Here is a 26086-nt window from a genome sequence, read left to right on the forward strand (position 1 = left end):
GCAAAGGGGAAATCGAAGTGTTGGCAACGACCCGTAGTCGTCGAGCCCGCCGGTCGGTGTCGGCGGCAGGCGTCCTCGTCGCGCTCGCCGTGGTGTTGGCCGGCTGTGCGGCGAGCGGACCTGTTCGCGGCACGTCTGCGAGCCCGGTAACGGTCGATGCGACCACTCTGAACGCGGAGTTCGCCCGGCTGGCCAAGAGCCTGCAGGTGCCGGGAGCCGCGATGCTCGTACGCGGCCCGGGCGGCGAGGTCACCGCGACATACGGCGTGACCGAGCTCGGAGGGTCGACTCCGGTGTCGCTCGCCGACCACTTCCGCGTCGGCTCGAACACCAAGACCATGACGGGCACCGTCATCCTGCAGCTCGTGCAGGAGGGGAGGATCGCCCTCCACGATCCCGTCTCGACCTACCTGACGAACGTGCCGAACGGCGACCGCATCACGATCGAGCAGCTTCTCGACATGCGCAGCGGCCTCGCCAACTACACGGCGACTCTCGCGCTGAACACCGCGCTCGACGAGGAGCCGCAGCGTGTGTGGACGCCGGAGGAACTGGCAGCGATGGGCCTCGCCGAGAAGCCGAACTTCGCGCCGGGCGACGACTGGTCGTACTCCAACACGAACACCGTCCTCCTCGGCCTGATCGCGCAGAAGCTGGAGGGCGAACCGCTGAGCGCCATCTTCGAGAAGCGGCTGTTCGAACCGCTGGGTCTGCACCAGACCTCCCTCCCCGCGGCGGCGGACGCCGCGCTGCCGGAGCCGTACACGCACGGCTACATGTATTCGAACAACGTCGACACGATGGAGTCGGCGAAGCTGCCGGCTGACGAACTGGCCCGTGCGAAGGCGGCCACGCTACTGCCGAGCGACCAGACGAACCTCAATCCGTCCTGGGCGTGGGCGGCCGGAGGGGTGATCTCGACCATCGACGATCTGGCGAAATGGGTCGAGGCGCTCGGTGGAGGTCGGCTGCTCGACGCGAAGCTCCAGAAGGAGCGACTGGCCAGTGTCCGCACGGTACCGGTCGACCTCCCCGACCCCCGGTACGGCTGGGGCATCGCCAAGATCGGGCAGCTCTACGGTCACACGGGCGAGCTGCCCGGGTTCAACTCGTTCATGGGCTACGACCCGGCGCACCGCGTCACGATCGTCGTCTGGACCAACCTCGCCCCGGCCGCCGACGGCAGACCGCCCGCGGCCACGATCGCCACCCGCCTCATGACGAGCATCTACGGAGGATGACATGACCTCGACGCCCCTGTTCCGCGTGGCGGCCGCCACCGCGATCGTCGGCGTTCTCGCGCTCGCCGGATGCACTGCACAGTCCGACCCCGTCCCCTCGGCGTCCACGACCCCTGCCGCGGCCGGGTGCGTGGCGAACCCGTCGGCGGCCGCCTCCGCCAAACCCGGTGATCACGCGAAGTCCGCGCTGCCCGCCAAGACGGTCGCCGCCCTCGACGCAGCCGCGACGAAGGCGTTCGAGCTCGGCGCGTCCCCCGGTGCGATCGTGGGGGTGCGCACGCCGCACGGCACCTGGACCAAGGCCTACGGCTCGGCGAACCCCGCCACCGGCACGCCCATGGTCGTAGGAATGCACACCCGCATCGCGTCACTGACGAAGATGTACACCGCGACGATCGTCCTCCAGCTCGCCGAGGAGAGGAAGCTCTCCCTCGACGACACGATCGGCAAATACATCCCCGGCATCCCGAACGGCGATCGGATCACCCTCACGCAGCTCGCCGACATGACGAGCGGCATCGCCAGCTACACGATGAACGAGGCGCTCCTCGACAAGTACTTCGCCGACCCCTCTGCCGTGTTCACACCGGAGGAGGTCGTGAAAGCGGGCGTCGAGCTCTCGCCGCTGTACGAACCGGGAACGAGCTTCAACTACTCGAACACGAACACCGCGTTGCTCGGTCTCGTGATCGAGAAGGTCACAGGCCACTCGATCGCCGAGGAGCTGCAACAGCGCATCTTCGACCCGCTGCACCTGGGCAACACCTCGTGGCCCGGCACGTCGGCCGCGATCCCCGAGCCATACGCCCACGGGTTCACGCTCAACGGCAACCATGCGACGCCCGACGCCCCGACGGACTCCACGGACTGGAACCCGTCGTGGACGTTCACCTCCGGTGAGATCATCTCCGACATCGACGACCTGCTGACGATGGGTCGCGCGCTGGGCACCGGACAGGGCCTGGTCGACGCGAAGACCCAGAAGGCGCGACTCACCTCGTTCTCCGAGATCGGCTACGGATTCGGGATGAGCTGCTCGAACGGGTGGGTGGGGCACACCGGCGACGTGTCGGGCTACAACACCTCCCTGTTCTACGACACCAGCACCGACACGACGGTGGCGGTGCAGACCAACAGCGATATCGCCTCGGGCGGCTGCACGCAGTCGCCGACGCTGACGGACGACCCCGGCGACGCCGTCTGCCAGACGCCCGCCGTGCGGCTCCTGGTCGCTCTCAGCGGTCAGCTGGGCACGGCCTACGCGCCGCCGCCGCGGTCGTAGCCGGCGTCGGTCCCGGCGACGGTCCCGTCAGCGGTCTTCGTCCGCCACCGACGCGAGGAACCGGATGACGGCGAGCACGCGTCGGTGGTCGTCGGCATCCGGGGGCAGACCGAGCGCCGTGTAGATGTTCGACGTGTGCTGAACGACCGCCTTCTCGGTCAGGAACAGCTGACTCGCGATCCGCGCGTTGCTGCGTCCCTGCGCCATGAGCGAGAGGACTTCGAGCTGGCGGGGCGTGAGCGACCCCACTGCTCCACTGGCACGGCTCGCTCGCGCCACGAGCACCGACACCACCTCGGGGTCGAGCGCCGTCCCACCCGCGGCGACCCGGCGCAGGTCGGCGGTGAAGGTGGTCACGTCGGCGATGCGCTGCTTGAGGAGGTAGCCGAAGCCGCCGATGTTCTGATCGAAGAGCTCGGTCGCATACCGCCGCTGCACGTACTGCGAGAGCACGACGACCGGGATGGCGGGAGCCGACTCGCGGATGCGGAGGGCAGCGAGCAGCCCCTCGTCGGTGTGGGTCGGAGGCATCCGGATGTCGGTGATGACGAGGTCGGGATGGAGCAGGGCGACCTCGCGCAGGAGGGATTCGGCATCGCCGGCGACGGCCGCGACCTCGAAGCCTTCGTCGGTGAGCAGGTGTCGCAGGCCTTCGCGCAGCAGCACTTCGTCTTCGCCGATGATCACGCGCATGGCAGCTCGACCTTCACTCGGGTGCCGTGGCCGGGTGGCGACTGGACGTCGAGCCTGCCTCCCAGCACGTCGGCGCGGTCCTGGAGGCTGCGCAGTCCCGCGCCCCGGTTGATGCTCGCTCCGCCGACCCCGTTGTCGCGGACCTCGATGCGCAGCCGCGGTCCCTCCGCACGCAGAGAAACCCGGACCGCTGACGCGTGCGAGTGCTTGACCGCATTGGTCAGCGTCTCGGCGATGATCAGATACGCGGTGTGGACCGTCGTGGCGGGGATCTTCTCGTCGTCGACGTCGGCCACGAGGGTCGCCGGGATGGACAGGCGGTCGACCAGGTCCTCCACCGCGGCGGTCAGACCCTGCTCCGTGAGCGTCACGGGGAGCACGTTGTGCACGACGCGCCGGAGGTCGGCGGCGGCTTCGTCCAGTCCGCGCCGGAGCCGAGCCGAGGCCTCGCTCAACGCGGGGGTCGCGTCAGGAGAGTTGGCGATGGTCTGGGCGGCGAGCGCGAGCAGCACGAGCTGCACCTGGATGCCGTCGTGGAGATCCTGCGCGATGCGTGCACGTTCGCGGTCGGCGGTCTGGACGAGCCGGATGCGAGACTGCACGAGGGCGTCGTTGGTCGCGAGCAGCTGCGCGGTGAGGCGCTCCCGATCGACGGCGATGGCGAGCACGTCGCCCGCCCGGCGCACGGGCTCCGGGTCGGCCGTCATCCGCGTGTCGTAGACGATCGCGCCGACGAGCCGGGACTCGACCCGGATCTCGCACCATCCTCTGTCCGGTCCGCGTTGCTCCTCCCCCACCGGCGTGCCGAACTCGTCGAGGAACGCCTCCTGGTCGTCCGACCAGTAGACGACGCGCAGCGAGTCGTCGCCGAGCGTGCTCGCCAGCGCCTGCGCGACGGCCGGCCTGCCTGCCCCCGTGATCCCCAGCCACGCACTGAGCGGCTCGAGCTCGCCGGTGCGCTGGAATCCGCCGAGCAGCACGCCGATCAGAAAGGCGATCGGGATCGCAGCGAAGAGGATGAGCTGGATGACTCCGCCCAGTTTCGGGTCGAGCCCCAGCGACAGCACGACCGGATTCGCGAACGACAGCAGCAGCACGGCGACGATGCCGTAGCTGAACAGTGGAAGGAGCACACGTCGATGCCGGGCGTCCGCGGCGATGAGCCGCCGGGTCAGCACGATCGCCGTCAGGACCATCACCACGATGCCCAACCACATCTGAATGGTGGAGACCGTGGCGTACACGGACGGGTTCGTCGGCGCCAGGAACGGCACCAGCTGCAGCACGGGCGAGGCCACCCAGCCCAGCACGACGGTCGTGATCGACAACCGCCCGTGCAGCCGGCCGGACGGGAACGCGTGCAACAGCTGAACCGTCAGGGCGAGCGGGCTCGTCGCGAAGATGACGCTCACGACGGTGAGGGCCGGGATGCCGAGATTGGCGAGCCCGGACAGGAAGAAGCCGATGCCACCGATCACCAGGAGGAGCCCGGTGGCGTTGTGCGGGCGTCGCCACCAGGCCACGAGCCCCGCAGCGACCCAGATCCAGAACTCCGCCGTGAAGAGGTCGACCGCCCAGGCCAGCTCGGGATTCTCGAGCCCCAGCGCGATCTGCACGCCCCCGAGCAGGAACGCGAAGACCGCGACAATGATCAGCGCGGCCGACCGTGAACGACCGCGGGCGGACCGCAGTCCCGCGTCGATCGACCGGGTGGACGTGCCCGACGCGAGCCAGGCCGCCGTGGACGCCGCCGACGGCGTTTCGATCGCAACCGCATCCGCTGTGTCCGTCATGGGTCGGGGCCGCGTCCTCCTGGAGGGGAATGAGGGTTCTACCCACATGATCGTGGTCCGGTGGTGGGCGCGGCAATGGATCTGGGTCGGGTGTGCCGACGGTCGTCGCCGAGAGTGCCGAGCTACCGCGTCGCGCGTTCACGGCGTAGCTTCGCACCGTGAGCACTCTTCGCGAACGGATCGCGCGCTGGTTCAAGCGCGAGCGCAGCTACCAGCCGCCGGACGGCCGACTGACCGAGGACACGATCCAGCGCCTCCCGAGCGGCGGCGTCATCCAGCGCATGCCGGGGGACCCCGACGATCGAACGGGCTTCCCCACCGGGCAGGGCCCTGGCGCCTAACTCGTCGCCAACCAGCCGGCGGCGCGGAGCACCTCGCCGGCGACGACCTGCACGGAGCGGTCGTCCGTCGGGATCCGGTACGCGCCAACGGCGGAGTCGAGCAGGGCCGCAGCGGCGCTGCTGCGCGCGATGTGCTCCTCGAGGCCCGTGCCGATCTCGCGGCGCGCGAGCCGGTGGGCCGCCGTCTCGTCCGACGCCGTCAACAGCACGCCGAAGGAACGGACGTTCGGACCGAGGGCGCCCGTCAGCGCTGGCAGCTGCAACACGCTGACGGTGTTGGTGAAGATCAGGCGCGTGTAGCCGACCGCCTGATAGTTGCGCCACATGGCAGCCAGGTTGCGCTCCGCGAGGTCGATGCCGTCGCGCCACGGTTCCGGGAACGCCTGGTCGAGGTTGTCGCCCTCGATGACCGCGTGACGGATGCCGGCCTCCGCCAGAATGCGGGATGCTTCGGCGGCCACGCTCGTCTTGCCGCTCCCCGAGCGGCCACCGATGACGATGGCGTCGGTCGTGATCGGGCCGATCTGCGCTTCGATCGCCCGCAGCACGTTCTCCCCCGTCACGCCGGCGCCGGATTCGACGGCGATCGCAGCCTCCTCCGCCTCCGGCTCCTCGAACTGGGCGAGATGCTCGGCCATGACCTCGTCTGCGACGTCGTGCCTGCCGGCGGATCGGCGGTTGTCCTCCAGGCGCTGCCGGATGAGCTCGTCAGGAGCGTGTACGTACACCAGGGCGAACGCTGCGCTCGCATCGTCGGCGAGGCGCCGCCACCCGTCCCGCAGGAATCGCAGTGAGTTGGTGTCGTCAACGACCACCGAGCGGCCGGTACGCAGGATCGCGGCGGCCCGCTCGGCGGCGAGCTCGTTGGCGCGCACCCACTCGGCAACCGGGATGCCGTCGCCACCATGGAGGCCTCGCTCTTCGTTGATCGCGTCCAGGCCGACCAACTCCGCGGACAGCGTGCCCACGATCTCTCGAGCGAGCGTCGACTTGCCGGAGAAGGAGCGCCCGCACAGCGCGATGAGGATCCGGGGCAGAGTGCGAGGCTCGACGTCGTCCATCCGGTCAGACTAGGGCGCGCCGAGCCGAGCTCTCACCTCCGCCGCACGGCGTACACGATCGTGCCGCCCGCGTCGGTCAGCCGCACGTCGTACCCGGGGCCGGAGAAGTTCGCCGGGGCGGGCCGAAGCGACCGGGTCAGGTAGCCCGCCGCGGCGAGGCGGCTCGTCGCCTCCGCCAGTCCCTGATCGCGCGCCGGGGCGATGGCCACGATCCAGCCGTGTGCGGCGTCGCCGATCGCGGCGACCACCCTGCCGGCGACCAGCGGCACCTGGACGCGAGGGAAGTCGGCGGGGAGTGAGGTCGAATTCGTGGCCTGCACCGGGAATCCGTCGACGGATCCCGTCGTGCCCGTCGTACAGCCGGCGAGCAGCGCTGCCAGCAGGAGGGCGACGCCGGCCGCTGCCGCGCGTCGTGATGTCGTGTTCATGGATGCTCTCCGTTCGTCGGTCCTCGTCAGAACGTCGAACGAGAGCGGGCGTCAACGACACATCGGACGAAACGACGCCGGGATAGGATCGCGGCATGTCCGAGCATCGCGTCCTCGCCCCGACCATCGCACCGGGCGACAAGGTCACGGGGCCTGCGTCCTACTTCCCGAGCATCGAGAGGAACTACGGGCGTCCCGTGCAGGACTGGCTGGACCTGGTCGTCGGGCGGCTCGACGGCGGTGCCTCCCACATGGAGGTCGTCGACTGGCTCAAGTCGGAGTACGGGATGGGCCACGGCCACGCCAACGCCGTCGTCGGCTACGCGCGGGCCGAGCTCGCGAAGGGCGCCTGACCGAGGGGCGACGGCGAGAGTCGCCGGGCCGGCGGCGGAATCATCCTGCGGACTGACGCGGACGGCTCGCTCTTCGCGTGGAATGGGAGGGTGAACACCATCCTCATCCCGTTGCTGCAGGGCGCAGGCCCTGTCGCGCTCGCGGTGGTGTCGTTCGCGCTCGCGTTCACCTGGCCCAGCCTGATCGAACCCGTCGGTCGGCTCAGCGGCGAACGCGCGCGCCTGACGGCCTTCGCCGCGGTCGGTGCTGCGCTCCTGCTCGCCTGTTCCGTCGTGTACGTCGTTCCCGGCCTGCTCCTCACGGACGACTTCGGCGCCATCGTCGCCCTTCCGATCGTCGCCACCTGGGCGATCGTGGCCGCCGCGCTCGGCCTGCGGGCCGCACTCCTGACCGGCGTCGCGCGCGTGGTCTCCGCCGCTTTCGCGATCGTCGCCGCCTTCGGAGCGGTCGCGGGTGTCCTCGTCACCCTGAGCGCGCACCACGCGATCGCCGCGACCATCCTCCCCACCGGAGCCTTCGTGCTCGTGGTCAGCGCGATCGCCGCCCTCATCGGCTGGGCGCGCGTCGAGCCGGCCGCCGAAAGCGCCCCCGCATAGGGAGAGGATCGCCAGGAGGATTCGGGAAGGGACGCGGCGAACGCCTCCGTGCGCGGCAAACGCGCAGGTAGCCCCCGGCTAGACTGGGGAGCGAATCCTGATTGAGAGAGGTCGCCGAGTGGCACCCGCCGTTCCCCAGAATCAGGGCGATCCGAACCCGAGCCGTTATTGGGTCGTCCCCGCTGTGCGCGCGCTCATCGCGCTTGCGATCGCCGCTGTCGTCACCTTCACCCGTGATGCGCACACCGCCCAGTTCGGCCTCATCGTCTTCGGGTTCTTCGCCGTCGCGGACGGCCTGGCGACCAGCGTCCTCACCTTCCTGTTCAGCTCCCGCGGCCTCACCAGGACCCTCTTCGCCGTTCAGGGCGGGATCGGCGTCGTCGCCGGCGTCGTCGCCCTCGCGCTCAACGGCGGCGGACTCGGCCTGTACCTCTACCTCGTGACGGTCTGGGCCGCGCTCACGGGAGTCCTCGAGCTCTACAGCTGGGTGCGCGAGCGCCGACGTGACGCCGCCGCCCGCGACTGGCTCATCACCGGGGCGCTGACGGCGATCCTGGCCCTCGTGCTCCTCCTCGTTCCGGCCGACGCCGTGCTCGCCATCGGACTCTTCGGAGCGTGGGCCGTCATCGTCGGCGTCTTCCAGGGCATCGGCGCGGCATCGCTGCGCACGGCCGCGCGCACCGCAGCTGCCGCCCGCCGGATAGAGAGCGGATCGTGACCAAGCGCGACAAGAAAGACCCCAGCGTGACCAACAGCCTCCAGCCGACCCGACGCGACCGCTTCCTTCCCGCCGAGCTCCTCGGCATCTCCGCGGGCCTCGGCGTGTTCGTGGGGCTCATCGTCCTGATCGCGACGCGCGAGTTCATCCTCGCCGGGGTCGCGCTCGGTGTCGCCTTCATCCTGTCGCTGGTGCTGATGGCGCTCTTCGCGCTCGCGTTCAAGCCGAATGCGGCCGAGGTGGAGGACATCCACGAGCAGGACGTCGAGGCGCAGGAGAAGGCCGCGGAGAGGTCCGGGGACGCCGCTCGGCCGACGTCCGGGCCCGGCGTGACCGACGCCGCACAGGGCGAAGCGCCCGACGAGGGCCGGCCGACCGGCCACTGAATCGCGGCTGAGCGGCGCTGGCCGACGACAGCCGCGGCCCGACCGCCGTCAGAGGCGGTCGACCAGCTCCGAGGCCAGGCCGGTGTACGCGCCCGGAGTGAGCGCCAGCAGGCGGTTCTTGGCCGCCTGGCCGATGTCGAGGCCGTCGACGAACGCGGTGAGCGCTGCGTGGTCCACGCGCTTGCCGCGGGTGAGTTCCTTCAGCAGCGCATAGGGGTCGGAGATCGTGGAACGGCCGGCGGTGACCTCCGCCCGGATCACGGTCTGGATGGCCTCCGCCAGCACCTCCCAGTTGAGGTCGAGGTCGACGGCGAGAGCGTCGCGGTCGAGCGAGATCTGGGCGAGGCCGCGCTGGATGTTGTCCAGGGCGAGCAGCGAGTGCCCGAGGCCCACGCCGATGTTGCGCTGGGTCGTCGAGTCGGTGAGGTCGCGCTGCAGCCGGCTCGTCACCAGCGTCGACGCGAGCGAGTCGAGCACGGCGCTCGACAGCTCGAGGTTGGCTTCCGCGTTCTCGAAGCGGATCGGGTTGACCTTGTGCGGCATCGTCGACGAGCCGGTCGCCCCGGGCTCCGGGGTCTGCCGGAAGTAGCCGAGGGAGATGTACGTCCAGATGTCGGTGCACAGGTTGTGGAGCACCCGGTTGGCGTGCGAGATGCGGGAGTAGAGCTCGGCTTGCCAGTCGTGTGACTCGATCTGGGTCGTCAGCGGGTTCCAGTCGAGGCCGAGGCTTTCGACGAACTCGCGCGACACCCGCGGCCAGTCGGCCTCGGGGTCGGCGACCAGGTGTGCGGCGAAGGTGCCGGTCGCGCCGCTGAACTTGCCGAGGTACTCGGTCTTCTCGATCTGGCCGCGCAGGCGCTCGAGCCGGTGCACGAAGACCGCGAGCTCCTTGCCCATGGTCGTCGGGGTCGCCGGCTGCCCGTGCGTGCGCGCGAGCATGGCGTCGTCGCGGTACTGGAGGGCCTGCGCGCGCAGCTCCGCGATCACCGAGCGAAACGCGGGCAGCCAGACCTGGGCGACGGCGGCGTTGACCGTGAGGGCGTAGGAGAGGTTGTTGATGTCCTCGCTGGTGGCGGCGAAATGCGTCAGCTCGGCGATGTGGTCGAGGCCGAGCGCGTGCAGGCGCTCGCGCACCAGGTACTCGACGGCCTTCACGTCGTGCTTGGTCGTGGCCTCCAGCTCGGCGAGCCGGTCGATCTCGGCCTGGCCGAAGTCGTCGGCGAGGGCGCGCAGCTGTCGGGCCTGCTGGTCGGTCAGCGGGCTGGAGCCGAACATCCGGTGGGAGGTCAGGTAGAGCAGCCACTCGACCTCCACCTGCACGCGCGCCCGGTTCAGACCGGCCTCGGAGAGGTGGTCGCCGAGACCGAGGACCGCGGAGCGGTAGCGGCCGTCCAGGGGGCTGAGCGGCTGGGGAGGCAGGGCGGTCATGGGGCTCCTCGCGGGGATCGGCGTGGGGGGATCGCTCCTATTCTCCCGCACTCGGCCAAGCGCGGGCGATCGCGGCTCAGCGGTCGCGCGTGAGCGGCCGGAAGATCAGGCCGATGAGCCAGCCGATGATGCCGAGCACGAGCGCACCCCAGAGACCGGCCCAGAAGCCGTCGACGTGGAGGCCGAAGCCCATCAGGCTGCTGATCCACGACGCCAGGAGCAGCAGCAGCGCGTTCACGACGAACGAGATGAGGCCGAGCGTGAGGATGTACAGCGGGAACGCGATGACGCGGACCACGGTTCCGACGACCGCGTTGACCACGCCGAAGATCAGCGCGACGAGCAGGTAGGTCAGGACGGTCGCGGTGCCGTCCTCGGCGTACGGGGTGACGGTGACGCCGGAGACGATGAAGGTCGTCAGCCAGAGCGCCAGCGCGTTGATGATCACCTTGAGCAGGAATCGCATGCCGACATCCTCCCAAACGGGAGGCGCGCGCGGCAGGGGCTCGCCGCTAGAGTCGCGGGCGTGACCTTCAACGGGATGCCGGACAAGAACGGGCTCACTCCGTCGCAGTACAGCAGTGTCGACCGCGAGAAGAAGGTGTACCCGCCGATCCAGTGGTGGCCGCTGCGCCTGACGAGCCCGACTCAGAAGCTCGCGGTCTTGGTCGTGTGGATCGTTGCCGGCGTTCTCTTTCGATGGGCGCTCGACCTGGTCGCTTCCACGGCGGCCGTGAGCGACCTCTGGGTCATCCTCGACACCGTCGCCATCGTCGCGTTCGCGCGTTCGTGCCGCGGCTGGAGCGAGCCGGTCGCGCCCCCGCGTGCATGGTGGCGGTTGACCGCCCGGCCGCTCGCGGGCTGGTGGCTCGCCGGGCTGCACCTGTTCGCCGTCGCGGCGCCGTTCGTTCAGAGACGGCCGCTGGAGGTGGACCTTGCCGGGATCACGAGCCTGTTCCTCGGCCTCGCCTTCCTCAACTCCTCCATCCGGCTCACCATCCAGCGTCATCGCACCCCGTAGGAGAGGAATTCTCCCCGCGGCATGCGCCCGCGACTAAGTTGGGTCTGTGACTGACGAAGACGCGCTGGGCGTGCGGCTGCGGCCCGAGATCGTGGCGGTTCCCGCCTACAAGCAGGGCAGGCCGGCTCCGGCGGACGGCTTCAAGCTGTCCAGCAACGAGAACCCCTATCCCCCGCTCCCCTCCGTGGTGGAGGCCGTCGCGGCGACGCTCACCGAGCTGAACCGGTACCCGAACGCGAGCGGCGCCGACCTCCGTCAGCGTCTCGCGGAGCGCCACGGCGTTGACGTCGAGCAGGTGCACCTCGGCAGCGGCTCGGTCGCATTGCTCGCGCAGTTCATTTCGGCGGCCGCGGGCGTCGGCGACGAGGTCGTCTACTCGTGGCGCTCGTTCGAGGCGTATCCGGGCCTGGTCACCGTCGCCGGAGCGACGAGCGTGCAGGTGCCGAACCGCCCGGACGGCGGCCACGATCTGCCGGCCATGGCGGCGGCGATCACCGGCCGCACGCGCGTGGTGATCGTCTGCACGCCCAATAACCCGACCGGGCCGGTGGTGACCGCGGACGAGTTCGAGGCCTTCATGGCCCGGGTGCCGCGCGACCTCCTGGTGCTGCTCGACGAGGCCTATTACGAGTTCGTCACCGATGATGCGTCGGTCGACGGCATCCCGCTGCTCTCGCGCTACCCGAACCTCGTCGTGCTGCGCACGTTCTCGAAGGCGTACGGCCTGGCGGCGCTGCGGATCGGCTACGCCGTCGGCCCGGTGGCCGTGCTGAACGCCGCCCGGTCGGCCGCCATCCCCCTGTCGGTCACCGACGCCTCCCGCGTGGCCGCGCTGGCCTCCATCGATGCGGAGGACGAGCTGATGGAGCGCGTCGCCCGCATCGCCATGCGGCGGGACAAGCTCCGGGAGGCCCTCCTCGAACAGGGCTGGAACGTGCCCGTGTCGAACGCCAACTTCGTCTGGCTGCCGACGGGAGAGCAGACGCTGGCCGCCAACGACGCCTTCTTCGACGCGGGTCTCACCGTGCGGGCGTTCCCGCCGGAGGGCATCCGAATCAGCATCGGAGAGCAGGAATCTGTGGAGAAACTCCTGGAGGTCGCGGCAGATATTGTCCGGAACCTACCAAATGGGCACCCGGGCAAGCGGTTAGGTTAGAACGGTGGTTGCGACGAACGATACCCCGCGCCCGGCGAACACCGTCCAGCTGCTGACCGCTGACGGCCGTTTCCAGCCGAGCGACCTGGCCGGAGAGTACCTCCCCTACCTCGAGCGACTCGACGAGAACGACTACCGGACGTTCTACCGCGACATGGTGCGGGTCCGCGCGATCGACAACGAGGGCGCCAACCTGCAGCGCCAGGGCCAGCTCGGCCTCTGGGTGCCGAGCCGTGGACAGGAGGGCGCCCAGGTCGGCTCCGCGCGCGCCGCCAAGCCGCAGGACAACCTCTTCCCCTCGTACCGCGAGCACGTGGTCGGGATGATCCGTGGCATCGACCCGGTCGGCATCATGGGTCTCCTGCGGGGCACGACCCACGGCGGGTGGGACCCGACGGACCCGGCCGTGCGCAACTTCCACCTCTACACACTCGTCATCGGCTCGCACGCGCTGCACGCGACCGGGTACGCGCTCGGCGTGAAGCTCGACGGCAAAGTCGGCACCGGGGACGAGAACAGCGACGAGGCCGTCATCGCCTATTTCGGCGACGGCGCGACCAGCCAGGGCGACGTCAGCGAGGCGTTCGTCTTCGCGGCCAGCTACCAGACCCCGCAGGTGTTCTTCCTGCAGAACAACCACTGGGCCATCTCGGTTCCGGTGACCACCCAGTCGCGCACGCCGCTCTACCTGCGCTCCAGTGGGTTCGGCATCCCCGGCGTGCAGCTCGACGGCAACGACGTGCTCGCCGCCTACGCGGTGACGGCGAAGCACCTGGACGACGCGCGCAACGGCGAGGGACCGAGCCTGATCGAGGCGCTCACCTACCGCATGGGCGCGCACACCTCGAGCGACGACCCCACCAAGTACCGCACGGAGGACGAGGAGGCGCACTGGGCCGAGCGCGATCCGATCCTGCGCTTCCGGATCTTCCTGGAGCAGCAGGGCGTCGGGCAGGCGTTCTTCGATGCGGCGCAGGAGGAGGCGGCCGATCTCGCCGCCGACGTGCGGCGGCGCACGATGGAGCTTCCGCCGCCGCCGCCCGCCAGCATGTTCGAGCACGTCTACAGTGAGCCGCATCCCGTGATGGACGAGCAGCGGCGCTGGCTCGAAGACTACGAGGCGTCCTTCGGAGGTGACGCATGAGCGACTCGAGAGGCGAGACCGGCTACGTGGAGGCCGAGCTCATCGATGACGAAACGCAGCAGCACGAAACCCCCGCTGCCGACACCCAGGCGATCGACGTGGTCGAGATCGTGGAGAGTGAGCCGGGTTCGCTGGTGCTCGAGGAGCACGTGGCCGAGCAGGAATGGACACGCGAGTTCGCGATCGAGGACAGCGCCCCCGCGGCGCCGGAGGCCGAACCGACCGAGGCGGAGTCCGTGAGCGATGAGCAGGACGACGACGACGCCTCAGCCCCTGAGTCTGACGTCTCAGCCCCCGAGCCTGAGGTCGCCGCACCGCGCCTCCAGTCGCTGCCGATGGTCAAGGCTTTGAATGCCGGTCTGCGCCGCGCGCTCGCCGAGGACCCCAAGGTTCTGCTGATGGGCGAGGACATCGGTCCGCTCGGCGGCGTCTTCCGCGTCACGGAAGGGCTGCAGGCGGAGTTCGGCACCAAGCGCGTGCTCGACACTCCCCTCGCCGAGTCGGGCATCATCGGTTCGGCCATCGGTCTCGCGATGCGCGGCTACCGTCCCGTGGTCGAGATCCAGTTCAACGGCTTCGTCTTCCCCGGCTTCGACCAGATCACCACGCAGCTCGCCAAGCTCACGAACCGGCACTCCGGTGCTGTGTCGATGCCGGTCGTCATCCGGATCCCGCACGGCGGCCACATCGGCGCGGTCGAGCACCACCAGGAGGCGCCCGAGGCGTACTTCGCCCACACCGCGGGCCTGCGGATCGTCGCGCCGTCGACCCCGCACGACGCCTATTGGATGATCCAGGAGGCCATCGCCTCCGACGACCCGGTGATCTTCTTCGAGCCGATGAGCCGCTACTGGCCCAAGGGCGAGGTGGACACGGTCGAGAACGGTGTGCCCCTGCACGCGAGCCGCGTGGTCCGATCCGGCACCGACGCCACCGTGGTGGCCTGGGCCGGCATGGTTCCCGTCGCCCTGCGCGCTGCGGAGATCGCCGCGGAGGAGGGGCGGAGCCTGGAGGTCGTCGACCTCCGCTCGTTGTCGCCGATCGACTACGGGCCGCTGGTGCAGTCCGTGCAGAAGACCGGCCGTCTGATCGTCGCGCAGGAGGCTCCCGGCACGGTGTCCGTCGCGTCCGAGGTGGCCGCGGCCGTCTCCGAGAAGGCGTTCTACTCGCTGGAGTCGCCGGTTCTCCGCGTCGCCGGATTCGACACCCCCTTCCCGCCGGCCAAGCTCGAGGGCGTGTACCTTCCCGACGCCGATCGGATCCTCGAGGCCGTCGACCGCGCGCTCGCGTACTGAGCCCGCCGAACGAAAGAAGTCGCACATGAGCGAGTCCCAGTTCCTGCTGCCCGATGTCGGCGAGGGTCTGACCGAGGCGGAGATCGTCTCGTGGAAGGTCGCCCCGGGCGAGCCGGTGGCGGTAAACCAGGTCATCGTCGAGATCGAGACGGCCAAGTCGCTCGTCGAGCTGCCGTCGCCGTTCGAGGGAACGGTCGGCGCGCTGCTGGTCTCGGAGGGCCAGACCGTGGAGGTCGGCACGCCGATCATCACCGTCACGGGTGGCGAGGCGGCGGCGCCCGCCGCGCCGGTGAGCGAGGTCGCGCAGGCGGAGGCCGATGCGGCCCAAAGCGTCTCGCACGAGGAGGACGAGCCGAAGGCGGGCGCGGTGCTCGTCGGGTACGGGGCCGCAGGGCACGGCACCAGCCGGCGACGCCGGGTGACGCACCCGGGCACGGCCGCCATCCCGGTCACGTTCACGCCGCCCGCTCCCGCGCCTGCCGCCGCTCCGGCACCCGCTGTGCCGGACTCCGCCGCGCCCGCGCCGGTCGCGAGCCCCGCTCCCGCGCCTGCGACAGCGCCGTCCGCACCGGCGGGCGCCTCGCCCGTCGGCGCCGCGCCCGTGATTGCGAAGCCGCCGATCCGCAAGCTCGCCAAAGACCTCGGCGTCGACCTCACCATGGTGACGCCGACCGGCCCGATCGGCGACATCACCCGCGACGACGTGCTGCGGGAGGCGACGCAGGCGAGCGTGTTCCGCAACATCCAGACGCCGGCCTGGCCGGACGACCGCGAGGACCGCATCCCCGTCAAGGGCGTGCGCAAGGCGATCGCGACCGCGATGACGACCAGCGCGTTCAGCGCGCCGCACGTCAGCCTGTTCGTCGATGTGGATGCGACGCGCACCATGGAGTTCGTCAAGCGCCTCAAGAACTCGGCCGACTTCGTCGGGGTGAAGATCTCCCCGCTGCTGATCGTCGCCAAGGCGATCATCTGGGCGGTGCGGCGCAACCCGACGGTGAACTCGACGTGGACCGACGAGGAGATCATCGTCCGGCACTACGTGAACCTGGGCATCGCGGCGGCCACCCCGCGCGGGCTGATCGTGCCGAACGTCAAGGAAGCGCAGGGGATGTCCCTGCTCGAACTGGCGAAGGCGCTCGAAGAGCTCACCCTGGTCGCGCGGGAGGGCAAGACTCCCCCGGCCGACATGGCAGGCGGCACCATCACGATCACGAACATCGGAGTGTTCGGGATGGACACCGGCACGCCGATCCTCAACCCGGGTGAGGTGGGCATCGTCGCGCTGGGCACGATCAAGCAGAAGCCGTGGGTGGTGGACGGCGAGGTGCGTCCGCGCTACGTGACGACCGTGGGCGCCTCGTTCGACCACCGCGTGGTTGACGGCGACGTGGCGTCGCGCTTCCTCGCCGACGTCGCCTCCATCATCGAGGAGCCCGCGCTGCTGCTGGACTGAGGCGAGATTCGCGGCAGATGTGCCGTTGGAATTGATTTTGACAATCATTCTCAATAAGCGTTACTGTTGTGGGGTACCCATCGTCGAACTAGACAGGCCCCCATGCAGAAGCGTTCCGTCTTCGCCATCGCCCTCACCGCACTGACCGCACTCGCGCTCACCGGATGTTCCGCCGGCTCCTCGGCCGGCGACGGCAAGATCCGCGTCGTCGCCAGCACGAACGTGTACGGCGACATCGCCTCCACCATCGCCGGCAATGCCGTCGAGGTCACCTCGCTGATGTCCGACCCCGCGCAAGACCCGCACTCGTTCGAGGCGAGCGCGCAGAGCCAGCTCGCGGTGTCGAAGGCCGACATCCTGATCGAGAACGGCGGCGGCTACGACGACTTCATGGGCACCCTCCGCTCCGGCTCCAAGAACACGAAGGCGACCGTGCTGAACGTCGTCGACATCTCGGGCAAGAAGGCCGACAACGGCGAGCTCAACGAGCACGTCTGGTACGACTTCCCGACCATCGAGAAGTTCACCACCGCCCTGACCGACGCGCTCGTGAAGGCCGACCCGTCGCAGAAGGCCACGTTCACCAAGAACGCGGACGCCTTCTCCGGCAAGCTCGCCGCCCTGCAGAACCGGGAGGCCGAGCTCAAGACGAAGTACGCCGGCGAAGGCGCCGCGATCACCGAGCCGGTTCCGCTGTACCTGCTCGACGCCATCGGGCTCGTCAACAAGACGCCGGAGAAGTTCAGCGCAGCGATCGAAGGGGGCACCGACGTCTCGCCGCTCGTGCTGCAAGAGACCCTCGCGCTGCTCAGCGGTCACCAGGTGAAGCTGCTCGCCTACAACGAGCAGACCTCCGGACCGGAGACCGAGCGTGTGCTCGCGGCGGCCAAGCAGGCGGGCATCCCTGTGGTGCCCGTCACCGAGACCCTGCCGAAGGGCAAGGACTACATTGGCTGGATGAACGCGAACCTCGACGCCGTGGAGTCGGCGCTCGCCCAGTGAGCGAACCGCTCGAGCGGGTGGCGGCGCCGGAGAACCGTGAGACCGTCCTCAGCCTGCGCTCCGCCGCGCTCGGCTTCGGCGACCGCACCCTGTGGAGCGGCCTCGACCTCGACGTGCACGCGGGCGAGTTCGTCGCGGTGCTCGGCCCGAACGGCTCGGGCAAGACCAGTCTCCTCAAGGCGATCCTCGGGCAGCAGCAGCTCGACTCCGGCTCCATCGAGCTGGACGGCCATCCCGTCCGCCGCGGCGACCGCCGCATCGGCTACATCCCGCAGCAGAAGCTCATCCCCGCGGGAACGCCGATGCGCGCCCGCGATCTCGTCGCCCTGGGCGTCAACGGTCACCGCTGGGGGCTGCCGATCCCGAACCGCGCCGACCGGGCGCAGGTCGATCGGCTGATCGACTCCGTCGGGGCGCAGCGCTACGCCGACACCCCGGTGGGATCGCTGTCCGGCGGTGAGCAGCAGCGGCTCCGGGTGGCGCAGGCGCTCGCCGGAGACCCGACGCTCCTGCTCTGCGACGAGCCGTTGCTGTCGCTCGACCTTCAGCACCAGCGCGGCGTCAGCGAGCTGATCGACCGCCGCAGGCGCGAGCACGGGAGCGCCGTCGTCTTCGTGACCCACGACGTCAACCCGGTGCTCGGGATGGTGGACCGCGTGCTCTATCTCGCGGGCGGCCGATTCCGCACCGGCACACCGGACGAGGTGCTGCGCAGCGAGGTCCTCACCGATCTGTACGGCACCCCGGTCGACGTCATCCGCAGCAGAGGGCGGATCGTCGTGGTCGGCATCCCCGACTCCGAGACCCACCAGCATCACGAGCACGCGCGCGCGCCCCACCCGGAGCCGACGGCATGAACGATCTCTGGTCCCAGCTCTTCAACTTCACCGACTACGGCGAGCTGCTGTCGCTCGTGCGCAACTCGATCTTCGCCGGCGCCGTGCTCGGCGTCGTCGGTGGTCTCATCGGCGTCTTCGTCATGCAGCGCGACATGGCGTTCGCGGTGCACGGCATCAGCGAGCTGTCGTTCGCGGGAGCCGCGATCGCACTGCTGTTCGGGGCGAACGTGGTGGCCGGTTCGCTCGTCGGCTCGCTCATCGCGGCCGTCCTGATCGGGTTGCTCGGCGCGAAGGCCCGCGACCGCAACTCGATCATCGCCGTGCTGATGCCGTTCGGGTTGGGCCTCGGCATCCTCGCGCTCGCGCTCTATCCGGGTCGCAGCGCCAACAAGTTCGGGCTGCTCACCGGTCAGATCGTCTCGGTGGACGACCCGCAGCTGGGCTCGCTGCTGGTCATCGGGGCGATCGTCCTGATCGCGTTGCTGCTGATGTGGCGCCCACTCATGTTCGACAGTCTCGACGCCGATGTCGCCGCTTCGCGCGGCGTGCCGACGCGGTTCGTGTCCCTGGCGTTCATGGTGCTGCTCGGGCTGGCGGTCGCCGTCTCGGTGCAGATCGTCGGGGCGCTGCTCGTGCTCTCGCTGCTCGTGACCCCCGCCGCCGCCGCGATGCGGATCTCGTCGTCGCCGCTCGCCGTGCCGCTGTTGAGCGTCGGCTTCGCCCTGGTCTCGGTGGTCGGCGGCATCCTGCTGGCCCTGGGCAGCTCGCTGCCGATCAGCCCCTACGTGACCACGATCTCGTTCCTCATCTACGTGGTGTGCCGACTGATCGGCGCCCGCGGCTCTCGGCGGGCGGTGAGCCAGGCAGGCTAGCCTGAGACCGTGAAGCGCAACACCTGGCAGCGGGAGGCCGTCCGCGAGGCCCTGACCTCGACGGAGGGCTTCATCAGCGCGCAGGCGCTCCACCTGAACCTGCACGAGACGGGCTCGCCGATCGGCCTCGCGACCGTGTACCGGGCGCTGGCCGACCTGGCAGCGGAGGGGGATGCCGATTCGCTGCAGTCGCCGGAGGGCGAGAGCCTCTACCGTGCCTGCACGACGGGGCATCACCACCACCTGATCTGCCGCAACTGCGGCCTGACCGTCGAGATCGAGGCGGACGAGGTGGAGCAGTGGGCGCGCGCCGCCGCCGCATCGCACGGATTCACGCAGGCGCAGCACGTCGTCGACGTGTTCGGGCTGTGCGCGACGTGTTCTGCTAAGCACTGAAATGTGAACATTAGACTCGATGGATGCGTATCGGGGTCTACATCGACGGATTCAACGTCTACTACGGCGCGCGGAAGCATTGCGGCAGAGGAACACCGGGATGGCGCTGGCTCGACCTGAGGGCGCTCGTGTCGCCTCTAGCTGGATGGCAGGGCTCATCGATCTCGCGCCTGGTCTACTGCACGGCACGCGTTGACCCGGCGGAGAACGCCAGCGGTCGCGTGGATCAGGCAGCATATCTGGAGGCGCTGCGAACATCGGGCTCGGTGGATGTCATTGCCGAAGGGCGCTACGTCTCGTGGGCGAAGGAGGAGCCGCTGGTCAACGAGACACGAGGAGCGTTCCGACCGACGCCGTATCGTCACACCGATGAGGAGTGGGACGTCCGGCTTCCCCTTCGGAGGGTGCCTCCTCGAGAAGCGGGCGGATCGAGCGGTGTGATGGCGACCGTTCAGAAACGGGAAGAGAAGGGCTCTGATGTCAATGTCGCCTCTCACCTGCTGTTCGATGTTCTGACGGGCGCCGTGGACGCGGCAATAGTGGTCACCAACGACTCCGACCTGGAGCTTCCCCTGCAGATGGTGCGACGGCACGTGCACGTCGGCACGGTGAATCCCTCCACAAACCCGACTGCGGGAGCCCTCAAGGGCCGCCCCGACGATGGTGTCGGCCGGCACTGGTGGCGGCGGCTCACAGCGGCCGACTATCGCGCGAGCCAACTGCCTGAGCGCGTAGGGACGCTGCGACGCCCGGTCGGCTGGTGACGCGGCCAAAAAAAGACCCGCCCTCACGTGGAGGAGCGGGTTGGCATATCTAGTATATGCCACATTGACTTGGCCTACCAAGGCCGCGCAGGCTGCCGCCACGATTTGGCCGCATGCCCTCCCGTGCCGTATCATGGATGTTTGGCTGAGTGGGCTCCTCCCACTCCGTTAGCCGTGTACGAAACCCCGACTCGAAAACCCGGGAAGTCGTGCGCCGACAAGTGACCTTGGGTGATGCCGTCCGGCATCACGGTATTGGAGAAGAAAGCAATGGCAGCAGTGTGCCAGGTGACTGGAGCCGTTCCCGGCTTCGGTCACTCGATCTCGCACTCGCACCGTCGCAACAAGCGTCGGTTCGACCCGAACATCCAGAAGAAGACGTACTACGTTCCGTCTCTTCGTCGTAACGTCACCCTGACCCTGAGCGCCAAGGGCATCAAGGTCATCGATGCCCGTGGCATCGAGTCCGTGGTCAAGGACCTCCTGGCCCGTGGGGAGAAGATCTAATGGCGAAGCAGCAGGACATCCGTCCGATCATCAAGCTCCGTTCGACGGCGGGCACCGGTTACACCTACGTGACCAAGAAGAACCGTCGCAACGACCCCGACCGTCTCGTGCTCAAGAAGTACGACCCCATCGTGCGCAAGCACGTCGACTTCCGAGAGGAGCGCTAAACCATGGCCAAGACGTCCAAGATCGCCAAGAACGAGCAGCGCAAGGTCATCGTCGAGCGCTACGCCGCCAAGCGCGCCGAGCTCAAGAAGGCTCTCGTCGACCCGAACGGCACCGACGAGTCCCGCGAGGCCGCCCGCGTCGGCCTGCAGAAGCTCCCCCGCGACGCTTCGCCGATCCGCGTCCGCAACCGCGACGCCGTCGACGGCCGTCCGCGCGGAAACCTCAGCAAGTTCGGCATCTCGCGCGTTCGCTTCCGCGACATGGCGCACCGTGGCGAGCTGCCCGGTATCACCAAGTCGAGCTGGTAAGTCTTCGCACGACGAAGCACGAGCGACACCCTGTGGAGGGGCGTCCGGCATCCGCCGGGCGCCCCTTCGTCGTGTCCAGCCGCACCTTCAGGCTGGACACGCCGTGCGAACCCGTCGAAAATCCGCGAGAATCCGCGTGTTTCCGGGCGATTCTGATACATTCGAGGCGGTCGACCGACCAAACGTAACGGCCCCCGTGGCCTCAACCGTTCCACAAGATAGCTGAATTAACAGCACAAGGTCCGAGGAGGACACTCAATGGCTGACAACCTGAACAAGACCGAGCTCGTCGCTGCCGTCGCCGCTGCGTCGGGTCAGAGCCAGGCCACCGTCTCGAGCGTCGTCGACGCGTTCTTCGCCACGATCAGCGACACCGTCAAGGGTGGCGGCAAGGTCACCATCCCCGGCTGGCTCGCCGCCGAGCGCACCGAGACCGCCGCTCGCACCGGCCGCAACCCGCAGACCGGCGAGGAGATCTCGATCCCGGCCGGCCACCGCGTCAAGCTGACCGCGGGCTCGAAGCTCAAGGCTGCCGTCAAGTAACCAGCCTGCACAGGCTCTACGGGGGCGGCGTCGCGACTGCGGCGCCGCCCCCGTTCTGTGTCCGCGGGAGGCGCCCATCCCTGTGGGCAGGCGTTCAGCGCCGGAGACGTAGGCTTGACGGGTGCCCCGACTTCTCCGCGTGATCGGTCCTGCCGCCCTGCTGGCCGCCGCTCTCGTCTCCGTCGTGGCGGCCCTCGCGTTCGGCGGAGGCGCCGCCGCGCCTCTGCTCCTCGACCCGGGCGCGCTGGTGCGCTGGGGTCTTCCGATCTCGACGCTGATCGTCAACCTCAGCCTCTCCGGGTCGGTCGGCGCGCTCGTCCTCGCCTGCTTCGCCTTCAGCTCCGACAAGCGCGAGTACGGGTTGGCGCTCGACTTCGCCGCAGCGTGCGCGGCCGTCATGACGGTGGCCGCCGCCGTCACCGGTCTCTTCACGTTCGTGAGCGTGTCGAACGTGCCGTGGTCGCTCGACGAGACGTTCACCAATGGGCTGAGCTCGTTCGTGACGAGCGTGTCGCTGGGCCAGGCGTGGCTGGGCATCACCCTCATCGCCGCCGCGGTCACCGTCCTCTGTTTCGCCGTGCGCAACCAGACCGCCATCGCGTTCGTGGCCGTGCTCGCCATGGCCTCCGTCATCCCGATGGCGCAGCAGGGGCACAGCTCGGAGGCCGCCGGCCACGACGCGGCCGTCACGTCGTTCGGTCTGCACGTTCTCTTCGCGGCGATCTGGCTGGGCGGGCTGGTGACGCTCATCGTCGTCAAGAACACCCTCGGCGGCGGCCGGCTGGTGACCGTGCTCGAGCGATACTCCAGCATCGCCCTGATCAGTTTCATCGTGGTCGCGACCTCCGGCTACGTCAACGCGGAGCTGCGCGTCGGGACGCTGGCCGAACTGGCGACCCCCTACGGCATCCTCGTGCTCGTCAAGGTCGCCGTCCTCGTTGTGCTCGGGCTGTTCGGGCTGATGCAGCGCCGGGTCCTCATCGACCGCCTCAAGCGGCTCGGCGAGCGACGCACGTTCTGGTGGATCGTCACGGCCGAGCTCGCGTTCATGGGCATCGCCTCGGGGGTGGCGGCAGCGCTCGCCCGCACGGTCACGCCGGTGCCGCAGACGCGGGCGCCCGTACCGACGCCCGCGGAGATCCTCACCGGTGACAAGCTGCCCCCCGAACTGACCTGGGGCCGGCTCTTCACGAGCTGGAACTTCGATCTGCTCTGGGTGCTGGGCTGCGCCTTCGCGCTCTTCTTCTACCTGGCGGGCGTGTGGAGGCTGCGGCGGCGCGGCGACGCGTGGCCGATCTACCGCACCATCCTGTGGACGCTCGGCATCGTCCTGCTCTTCTACATCACCAACGGCGGCGTCAACGTCTACGAGAAGTACCTCTTCTCGGCGCACATGTCGGCGCACATGGTGCTGACGATGGCTGTGCCGCTGCTGCTCGTGCCCGGCGCCCCGGTGACGCTCGCCGCGCGCGCGATCCGCAAGCGGCAGGACGGCTCGCGCGGCGGCCGTGAGTGGATCCTCCTCGCCGTGCACTCGCGATTCGCCGCGGTCATCTCGCACCCGCTCGTGGCGGCGGTCCTGTTCGCCGGGTCGCTGTGGGCGTTCTACTACACGCCGCTGATCCGCTGGGCGACGACCGACCACATCGGGCACGAGTGGATGGTCGTCCACTTCCTGATCACGGGGTACCTCTTCGTGCAGTCGCTGATCGGCATCGATCCCGTGAAGTACCGCCTGCCGTATCCGTTCCGCCTGTTGCTGTTGCTGGGGACGATGGCGTTCCACGCGTTCTTCGGACTGTCGATCATGCAGATGCACGGCCTGTTGCTCGCCGACTGGTTCGGGGCGATGGGACGCACCTGGGGCGCGACGCCGCTCGTCGACCAGGAGACCGGCGGCGGCATCGCGTGGAGCATCGGGGAGATCCCGACAGTGATCCTGGCGATCGTGGTGGCGATCCAGTGGAGCCGCAGCGACGAGCGCGAGACGAAGCGGCGCGATCGCAATGCCGATCGCACCGGCGAGGCCGAGTTGAACGCCTACAACGAGCAGCTCGCGCGCCTCGCGGCGCGCGACGGTACGGCGCAGCGCTAACGAGCCGGGGAGCATTCTCAGACCACACTGGTCTGACTGGACTGGACTAGCTGGTATTGTTGTGACATTCTGATAACGAGGGACTCAGGCGTCCCTCGTACCGAAAGGAACGTCATGGCCGCCGCCACCCCCGGGCAGCTCCGCATCGCCGTCATCGGCGCAGGCACGATCTCCCAGTCCGTCCACCTGCCGAGCATCCGCCGCGCAGGCCTCGAACTCGTGTGCGTGTGCGACCTGTCGCCGACGAGGGCGGCTGAGGTCGCGGCGGCGCACGGCGTGCGCTCCAGCAGCGACCCCGCCGAGGTCTTCGCCGCGACCGACGTCGACGCGGTGCTCATCGCCACCCCCGGATCCCACGCCCGGCTCGCCCTCGCGGCGATCCGCGCTGGCAAGCACGTGCTCGTCGAGAAGCCGGTCGCGCTGACCGTCCGCGAGATCGACGAGCTGGAGCGGGCCGCCGCCGAGCACGGGATGACCGTGCAGGTCGGCTACATGAAGATGTACGACCCGCTGACCGCGGCGGCGGCGGCGGAGATCGCGGCACTGAACGACACCCGGCTGGTGCGGATCACGGTCTCGCACCCGGCGGACGAGCCGCAGGTCGCGCACCTGCGGATGACGCCGCCGCCGCGCGACGCCGACCCGGCAGAGATCGCGGCGGCCGAGGCGTACGAAGCCGATCGTGCGGTCGAGGCGCTCGGCGCGGAGGCCGGCCCGGAGCTGCTGCGCTACTACGCCGGCGTGCTGAACGGCTCCGTCATCCACGAGTTCAGCCTGCTGCGCGGGCTCGGCCTCGCGCTGCCGGAGTCGTGGACCGCCACGGTGTTCCCGCGCCTGGACGGGCCGGAGCCCGCGTGCCTGCTCGCGGAGGCGGCGGTCGGCGACGCGCGCTACGTGCTCAGCTGGAACTGGCTGCCCGAGTACCCGGAGTACGAGGAGGAGCTCGCCGTGCTCGCCTCGAACGGACGCATTGCATTCCACCTCGCCCGGCCGTACCTGCTCGAGGCCCGCAGCTCGCTGCGCGTCCAGAGCCACGCCGGCTCGCAGCGCAAGGACACGCTCGTCTCCGACACCGACGAGACCGGCTTCCTGCGGCAGCTCGACGCCTTCCGCCGGTCGGTGCAGGACGGCGAGCCCGTGCTCTCCACTCTCGCCGGCGCCAAGGAGGACGTGCGCCAGGTGCAGTCGCTCGCCGCCGCGATCGCCGCATCGCTCGGGGTGTCGCTGACCGTGGAGACGGCGCGATGACGACCGCGCCGCACGACGCCCGCATCGCCAACGCGCCCGTCTCGTACGGGGTGTTCGGCACTCTGACGGTCGACGGCGCGGCGACACCGGCCGAGCTGCTGCGCACGATGGCCGCCGACGGCTTCCGGGGAAGCGAGCTGGGGCCTCCCGGCTTCTTCGGGGACGTGCGGCAGACGGTCGAGGCGTTCACCGTGCCGGGGCTCGCCGCGGTCGGGGCCTATGTGCCGCTGCACACCCAGGACACCGGAGCTGTGCTCGAGCGCGACCTCGACCGTATGCGGCAGACCTTCGCCGAGCTGGAGGCGCTGGGCGGCGGGCGCGTCATCCTCGCCGACGAGGGGGACGAGACGCTCCTCGCCAACCCGCGTCACCGTGCGGAGCTCGGACTCGACGACGACGGCTGGAGGCGCCTGGTCGAGGTCGTGGAGGCCGCACGAGCCGAGGCGGAGGACCGCGGGCTGCGTGCGTCGTTCCACCCGCACATCGCGACCTACGTCGAGCAGCCGGACGAGATCCAGCGACTTCTCGACACGACCGACGTCTCCCTCACCTTCGACGTCGCGCACGTCGTGCTCGGGGGCGGCGACGCGGTGGGCGACTTCCGCCGCTGGTACGAGCGCATCGACCACATCCACGTGAAGGACGTCCGCCTCGCGGTGTTCGAACAGGCCGTGCGCAGCGGCCGCGCCGACTTCGACGAGTGGTGGGCGCAGCTCTGCACACCGCTCGGCGATGGCGACATCGAGTTGGAGGCGTTCCTCGCCGAGTGCCGGCGGTCGGGCTACGACGGCTGGTACGTGGTCGAGCAGGACCGGGCTCCGTTGCAGCCCGGCGACTTCCCGTCCGTCCGCGCCGCGCAGAAGCGCAACGCCGATTGGCTCGCCTCCCGCGTCGTCGGCTGACGTCGCGGACACCCGGGCTTCCCGGCTCGGCCCCGACCAGTACCCAAAC

At 69.5% G+C, this 26086-nt stretch carries 30 protein-coding genes; 24 read left to right on the forward strand and 6 right to left on the reverse strand.

Annotated elements, in window-relative coordinates; all coding sequences use genetic code 11:
- The first annotated feature begins 17 nt into the window (after positions 1-17).
- Together JNB50_RS03625 and JNB50_RS03630 are read left to right on the forward strand one after the other, a co-directional pair.
- Positions 18-1241, forward strand: a complete 1224-nt coding sequence (locus tag JNB50_RS03625; protein ID WP_307794586.1) for a serine hydrolase domain-containing protein — start codon at positions 18-20, stop codon at positions 1239-1241.
- Position 1242: 1 nt separating this feature from the next.
- Positions 1243-2523 (forward strand): serine hydrolase, encoded by a 1281-nt coding sequence (locus tag JNB50_RS03630; protein WP_208038734.1) that lies wholly within the window; start codon positions 1243-1245, stop codon positions 2521-2523.
- Between the two features lie 27 nt (positions 2524-2550).
- Here the strand turns inward: JNB50_RS03630 and JNB50_RS03635 are convergent, their stop codons facing one another.
- Together JNB50_RS03635 and JNB50_RS03640 are read right to left on the reverse strand one after the other, a co-directional pair.
- Entirely contained in the window at positions 2551-3216 is a 666-nt protein-coding gene (locus JNB50_RS03635; protein WP_208038735.1) for a response regulator transcription factor, read from the reverse strand.
- Positions 3207-5009 carry a sensor histidine kinase gene (locus JNB50_RS03640; RefSeq protein ID WP_208038736.1) on the reverse strand — a complete coding sequence of 601 codons (1803 nt, stop codon included), beginning with the start codon at positions 5007-5009 and terminating at the stop codon, positions 3207-3209. The genes JNB50_RS03635 and JNB50_RS03640 overlap by 10 nt, the downstream gene beginning before the upstream one ends.
- A 158-nt stretch (positions 5010-5167) precedes the next feature.
- On the opposite strand from JNB50_RS03640, the gene JNB50_RS03645 reads away from it, so the two are divergent.
- Positions 5168-5350 carry a hypothetical protein gene (locus JNB50_RS03645; protein ID WP_208038737.1) on the forward strand — a complete coding sequence of 61 codons (183 nt, stop codon included), beginning with the start codon at positions 5168-5170 and terminating at the stop codon, positions 5348-5350.
- On the opposite strand, the gene JNB50_RS24900 is transcribed toward JNB50_RS03645, so the two are convergent.
- Both JNB50_RS24900 and JNB50_RS03655 read right to left on the reverse strand, forming a co-directional pair.
- Positions 5347-6411: an AAA family ATPase gene (locus JNB50_RS24900; RefSeq protein WP_243767946.1), complete on the reverse strand. Its 1065-nt coding sequence runs from the start codon at positions 6409-6411 to the stop codon at positions 5347-5349. The genes JNB50_RS03645 and JNB50_RS24900 overlap by 4 nt on opposite strands.
- Before the next feature lie 32 nt (positions 6412-6443).
- Positions 6444-6839 carry a hypothetical protein gene (locus JNB50_RS03655; RefSeq protein WP_208038738.1) on the reverse strand — a complete coding sequence of 132 codons (396 nt, stop codon included), beginning with the start codon at positions 6837-6839 and terminating at the stop codon, positions 6444-6446.
- A gap of 95 nt (positions 6840-6934) precedes the next feature.
- Here JNB50_RS03655 and JNB50_RS03660 point away from each other — a divergent pair, with 95 nt between their 5' ends.
- The 4 genes from JNB50_RS03660 to JNB50_RS03675 all read left to right on the forward strand — a co-directional run bounded on the left by JNB50_RS03660 (position 6935) and on the right by JNB50_RS03675 (position 8893).
- A complete protein-coding gene (locus JNB50_RS03660) occupies positions 6935-7192 on the forward strand; it encodes a DUF4287 domain-containing protein (RefSeq protein ID WP_208038739.1) in 258 nt (85 codons plus the stop codon).
- Positions 7193-7282: 90 nt separating this feature from the next.
- Positions 7283-7789 (forward strand): hypothetical protein, encoded by a 507-nt coding sequence (locus JNB50_RS03665; protein WP_208038740.1) that lies wholly within the window; start codon positions 7283-7285, stop codon positions 7787-7789.
- Positions 7790-7907: 118 nt separating this feature from the next.
- Positions 7908-8507, forward strand: coding sequence for a DUF308 domain-containing protein (locus JNB50_RS03670; RefSeq protein WP_208038741.1), 600 nt, complete (start codon positions 7908-7910; stop codon positions 8505-8507).
- Complete coding sequence (locus tag JNB50_RS03675; protein WP_243767947.1) at positions 8504-8893, forward strand: hypothetical protein; 390 nt, start codon at positions 8504-8506, stop codon at positions 8891-8893. The genes JNB50_RS03670 and JNB50_RS03675 overlap by 4 nt, the downstream gene beginning before the upstream one ends.
- A gap of 48 nt (positions 8894-8941) precedes the next feature.
- On the opposite strand, the gene purB is transcribed toward JNB50_RS03675, so the two are convergent.
- Both purB and JNB50_RS03685 read right to left on the reverse strand, forming a co-directional pair.
- Entirely contained in the window at positions 8942-10321 is a 1380-nt protein-coding gene (purB, locus tag JNB50_RS03680; RefSeq protein WP_208038742.1) for an adenylosuccinate lyase, read from the reverse strand.
- 76 nt (positions 10322-10397) lie between these two features.
- A complete protein-coding gene (locus JNB50_RS03685; RefSeq protein ID WP_208038743.1) occupies positions 10398-10787 on the reverse strand; it encodes a phage holin family protein in 390 nt (129 codons plus the stop codon).
- A gap of 60 nt (positions 10788-10847) precedes the next feature.
- Here JNB50_RS03685 and JNB50_RS03690 point away from each other — a divergent pair, with 60 nt between their 5' ends.
- The 17 genes from JNB50_RS03690 (at position 10848) to JNB50_RS03770 (ending at position 26037) form a co-directional block, all read left to right on the forward strand.
- Positions 10848-11342: a hypothetical protein gene (locus JNB50_RS03690; protein ID WP_307794587.1), complete on the forward strand. Its 495-nt coding sequence runs from the start codon at positions 10848-10850 to the stop codon at positions 11340-11342.
- A gap of 46 nt (positions 11343-11388) precedes the next feature.
- Positions 11389-12498 (forward strand): pyridoxal phosphate-dependent aminotransferase, encoded by a 1110-nt coding sequence (locus JNB50_RS03695; protein ID WP_307794588.1) that lies wholly within the window; start codon positions 11389-11391, stop codon positions 12496-12498.
- A 4-nt stretch (positions 12499-12502) separates the two neighbouring features.
- Complete coding sequence (pdhA, locus tag JNB50_RS03700; protein WP_208038744.1) at positions 12503-13642, forward strand: pyruvate dehydrogenase (acetyl-transferring) E1 component subunit alpha; 1140 nt, start codon at positions 12503-12505, stop codon at positions 13640-13642.
- A 335-nt stretch (positions 13643-13977) separates the two neighbouring features.
- Positions 13978-14937, forward strand: coding sequence for an alpha-ketoacid dehydrogenase subunit beta (locus JNB50_RS03705; RefSeq protein WP_208039161.1), 960 nt, complete (start codon positions 13978-13980; stop codon positions 14935-14937).
- 25 nt (positions 14938-14962) lie between these two features.
- Positions 14963-16393 carry a dihydrolipoamide acetyltransferase family protein gene (locus tag JNB50_RS03710; protein WP_208038745.1) on the forward strand — a complete coding sequence of 477 codons (1431 nt, stop codon included), beginning with the start codon at positions 14963-14965 and terminating at the stop codon, positions 16391-16393.
- Positions 16394-16495: 102 nt separating this feature from the next.
- Entirely contained in the window at positions 16496-17395 is a 900-nt protein-coding gene (locus JNB50_RS03715) for a metal ABC transporter solute-binding protein, Zn/Mn family (protein ID WP_208038746.1), read from the forward strand.
- Positions 17392-18252 (forward strand): metal ABC transporter ATP-binding protein, encoded by an 861-nt coding sequence (locus tag JNB50_RS03720; RefSeq protein ID WP_208038747.1) that lies wholly within the window; start codon positions 17392-17394, stop codon positions 18250-18252. Before JNB50_RS03715 ends, JNB50_RS03720 begins: the two co-directional genes overlap by 4 nt.
- Entirely contained in the window at positions 18249-19106 is an 858-nt protein-coding gene (locus JNB50_RS03725; RefSeq protein WP_208038748.1) for a metal ABC transporter permease, read from the forward strand. The genes JNB50_RS03720 and JNB50_RS03725 overlap by 4 nt, the downstream gene beginning before the upstream one ends.
- 9 nt (positions 19107-19115) lie before the next feature.
- Positions 19116-19502 carry a Fur family transcriptional regulator gene (locus tag JNB50_RS03730; RefSeq protein WP_208038749.1) on the forward strand — a complete coding sequence of 129 codons (387 nt, stop codon included), beginning with the start codon at positions 19116-19118 and terminating at the stop codon, positions 19500-19502.
- A gap of 23 nt (positions 19503-19525) precedes the next feature.
- Positions 19526-20266 carry an NYN domain-containing protein gene (locus JNB50_RS03735; protein ID WP_208038750.1) on the forward strand — a complete coding sequence of 247 codons (741 nt, stop codon included), beginning with the start codon at positions 19526-19528 and terminating at the stop codon, positions 20264-20266.
- Between the two features lie 270 nt (positions 20267-20536).
- Entirely contained in the window at positions 20537-20773 is a 237-nt protein-coding gene (rpmB, locus tag JNB50_RS03740; RefSeq protein ID WP_208038751.1) for a 50S ribosomal protein L28, read from the forward strand.
- A complete protein-coding gene (gene rpmG, locus JNB50_RS03745; protein WP_055922173.1) occupies positions 20773-20940 on the forward strand; it encodes a 50S ribosomal protein L33 in 168 nt (55 codons plus the stop codon). Before rpmB ends, rpmG begins: the two co-directional genes overlap by 1 nt.
- A 3-nt stretch (positions 20941-20943) precedes the next feature.
- A complete protein-coding gene (gene rpsN / locus JNB50_RS03750) occupies positions 20944-21249 on the forward strand; it encodes a 30S ribosomal protein S14 (protein ID WP_179604180.1) in 306 nt (101 codons plus the stop codon).
- A gap of 258 nt (positions 21250-21507) precedes the next feature.
- Positions 21508-21792, forward strand: a complete 285-nt coding sequence (locus tag JNB50_RS03755; protein ID WP_055922178.1) for an HU family DNA-binding protein — start codon at positions 21508-21510, stop codon at positions 21790-21792.
- Between the two features lie 121 nt (positions 21793-21913).
- Positions 21914-23887: a cytochrome c oxidase assembly protein gene (locus JNB50_RS03760; protein WP_208038752.1), complete on the forward strand. Its 1974-nt coding sequence runs from the start codon at positions 21914-21916 to the stop codon at positions 23885-23887.
- A 114-nt stretch (positions 23888-24001) separates the two neighbouring features.
- Positions 24002-25135: a Gfo/Idh/MocA family protein gene (locus JNB50_RS03765; protein ID WP_208038753.1), complete on the forward strand. Its 1134-nt coding sequence runs from the start codon at positions 24002-24004 to the stop codon at positions 25133-25135.
- Entirely contained in the window at positions 25132-26037 is a 906-nt protein-coding gene (locus tag JNB50_RS03770; protein ID WP_208038754.1) for a sugar phosphate isomerase/epimerase, read from the forward strand. Before JNB50_RS03765 ends, JNB50_RS03770 begins: the two co-directional genes overlap by 4 nt.
- Positions 26038-26086: the final 49 nt, after the last annotated feature.

Source organism: Leifsonia sp. TF02-11 (genome assembly GCF_017565305.1).
Classification (GTDB): Bacteria; Actinomycetota; Actinomycetes; order Actinomycetales; family Microbacteriaceae; genus Leifsonia.

Coding starts and splice junctions, on each gene's coding strand:
- JNB50_RS03630 (WP_208038734.1), top strand. CDS start 1,243: ATGACCTCGACGCCCCTGTTCCGCGTGGCGGCCGCCACCGCGATCGTC.
- JNB50_RS03635 (WP_208038735.1), bottom strand. CDS start 3,216: ATGCGCGTGATCATCGGCGAAGACGAAGTGCTGCTGCGCGAAGGCCTG.
- JNB50_RS03640 (WP_208038736.1), bottom strand. CDS start 5,009: ATGACGGACACAGCGGATGCGGTTGCGATCGAAACGCCGTCGGCGGCG.
- JNB50_RS24900 (WP_243767946.1), bottom strand. CDS start 6,411: ATGGACGACGTCGAGCCTCGCACTCTGCCCCGGATCCTCATCGCGCTG.
- JNB50_RS03655 (WP_208038738.1), bottom strand. CDS start 6,839: ATGAACACGACATCACGACGCGCGGCAGCGGCCGGCGTCGCCCTCCTG.
- JNB50_RS03660 (WP_208038739.1), top strand. CDS start 6,935: ATGTCCGAGCATCGCGTCCTCGCCCCGACCATCGCACCGGGCGACAAG.
- purB (WP_208038742.1), bottom strand. CDS start 10,321: ATGACCGCCCTGCCTCCCCAGCCGCTCAGCCCCCTGGACGGCCGCTAC.
- JNB50_RS03685 (WP_208038743.1), bottom strand. CDS start 10,787: ATGCGATTCCTGCTCAAGGTGATCATCAACGCGCTGGCGCTCTGGCTG.
- JNB50_RS03705 (WP_208039161.1), top strand. CDS start 13,978: ATGGTCAAGGCTTTGAATGCCGGTCTGCGCCGCGCGCTCGCCGAGGAC.
- JNB50_RS03710 (WP_208038745.1), top strand. CDS start 14,963: ATGAGCGAGTCCCAGTTCCTGCTGCCCGATGTCGGCGAGGGTCTGACC.
- JNB50_RS03715 (WP_208038746.1), top strand. CDS start 16,496: ATGCAGAAGCGTTCCGTCTTCGCCATCGCCCTCACCGCACTGACCGCA.
- JNB50_RS03725 (WP_208038748.1), top strand. CDS start 18,249: ATGAACGATCTCTGGTCCCAGCTCTTCAACTTCACCGACTACGGCGAG.
- JNB50_RS03735 (WP_208038750.1), top strand. CDS start 19,526: ATGCGTATCGGGGTCTACATCGACGGATTCAACGTCTACTACGGCGCG.
- rpmB (WP_208038751.1), top strand. CDS start 20,537: ATGGCAGCAGTGTGCCAGGTGACTGGAGCCGTTCCCGGCTTCGGTCAC.
- rpmG (WP_055922173.1), top strand. CDS start 20,773: ATGGCGAAGCAGCAGGACATCCGTCCGATCATCAAGCTCCGTTCGACG.
- rpsN (WP_179604180.1), top strand. CDS start 20,944: ATGGCCAAGACGTCCAAGATCGCCAAGAACGAGCAGCGCAAGGTCATC.
- JNB50_RS03755 (WP_055922178.1), top strand. CDS start 21,508: ATGGCTGACAACCTGAACAAGACCGAGCTCGTCGCTGCCGTCGCCGCT.
- JNB50_RS03765 (WP_208038753.1), top strand. CDS start 24,002: ATGGCCGCCGCCACCCCCGGGCAGCTCCGCATCGCCGTCATCGGCGCA.
- JNB50_RS03770 (WP_208038754.1), top strand. CDS start 25,132: ATGACGACCGCGCCGCACGACGCCCGCATCGCCAACGCGCCCGTCTCG.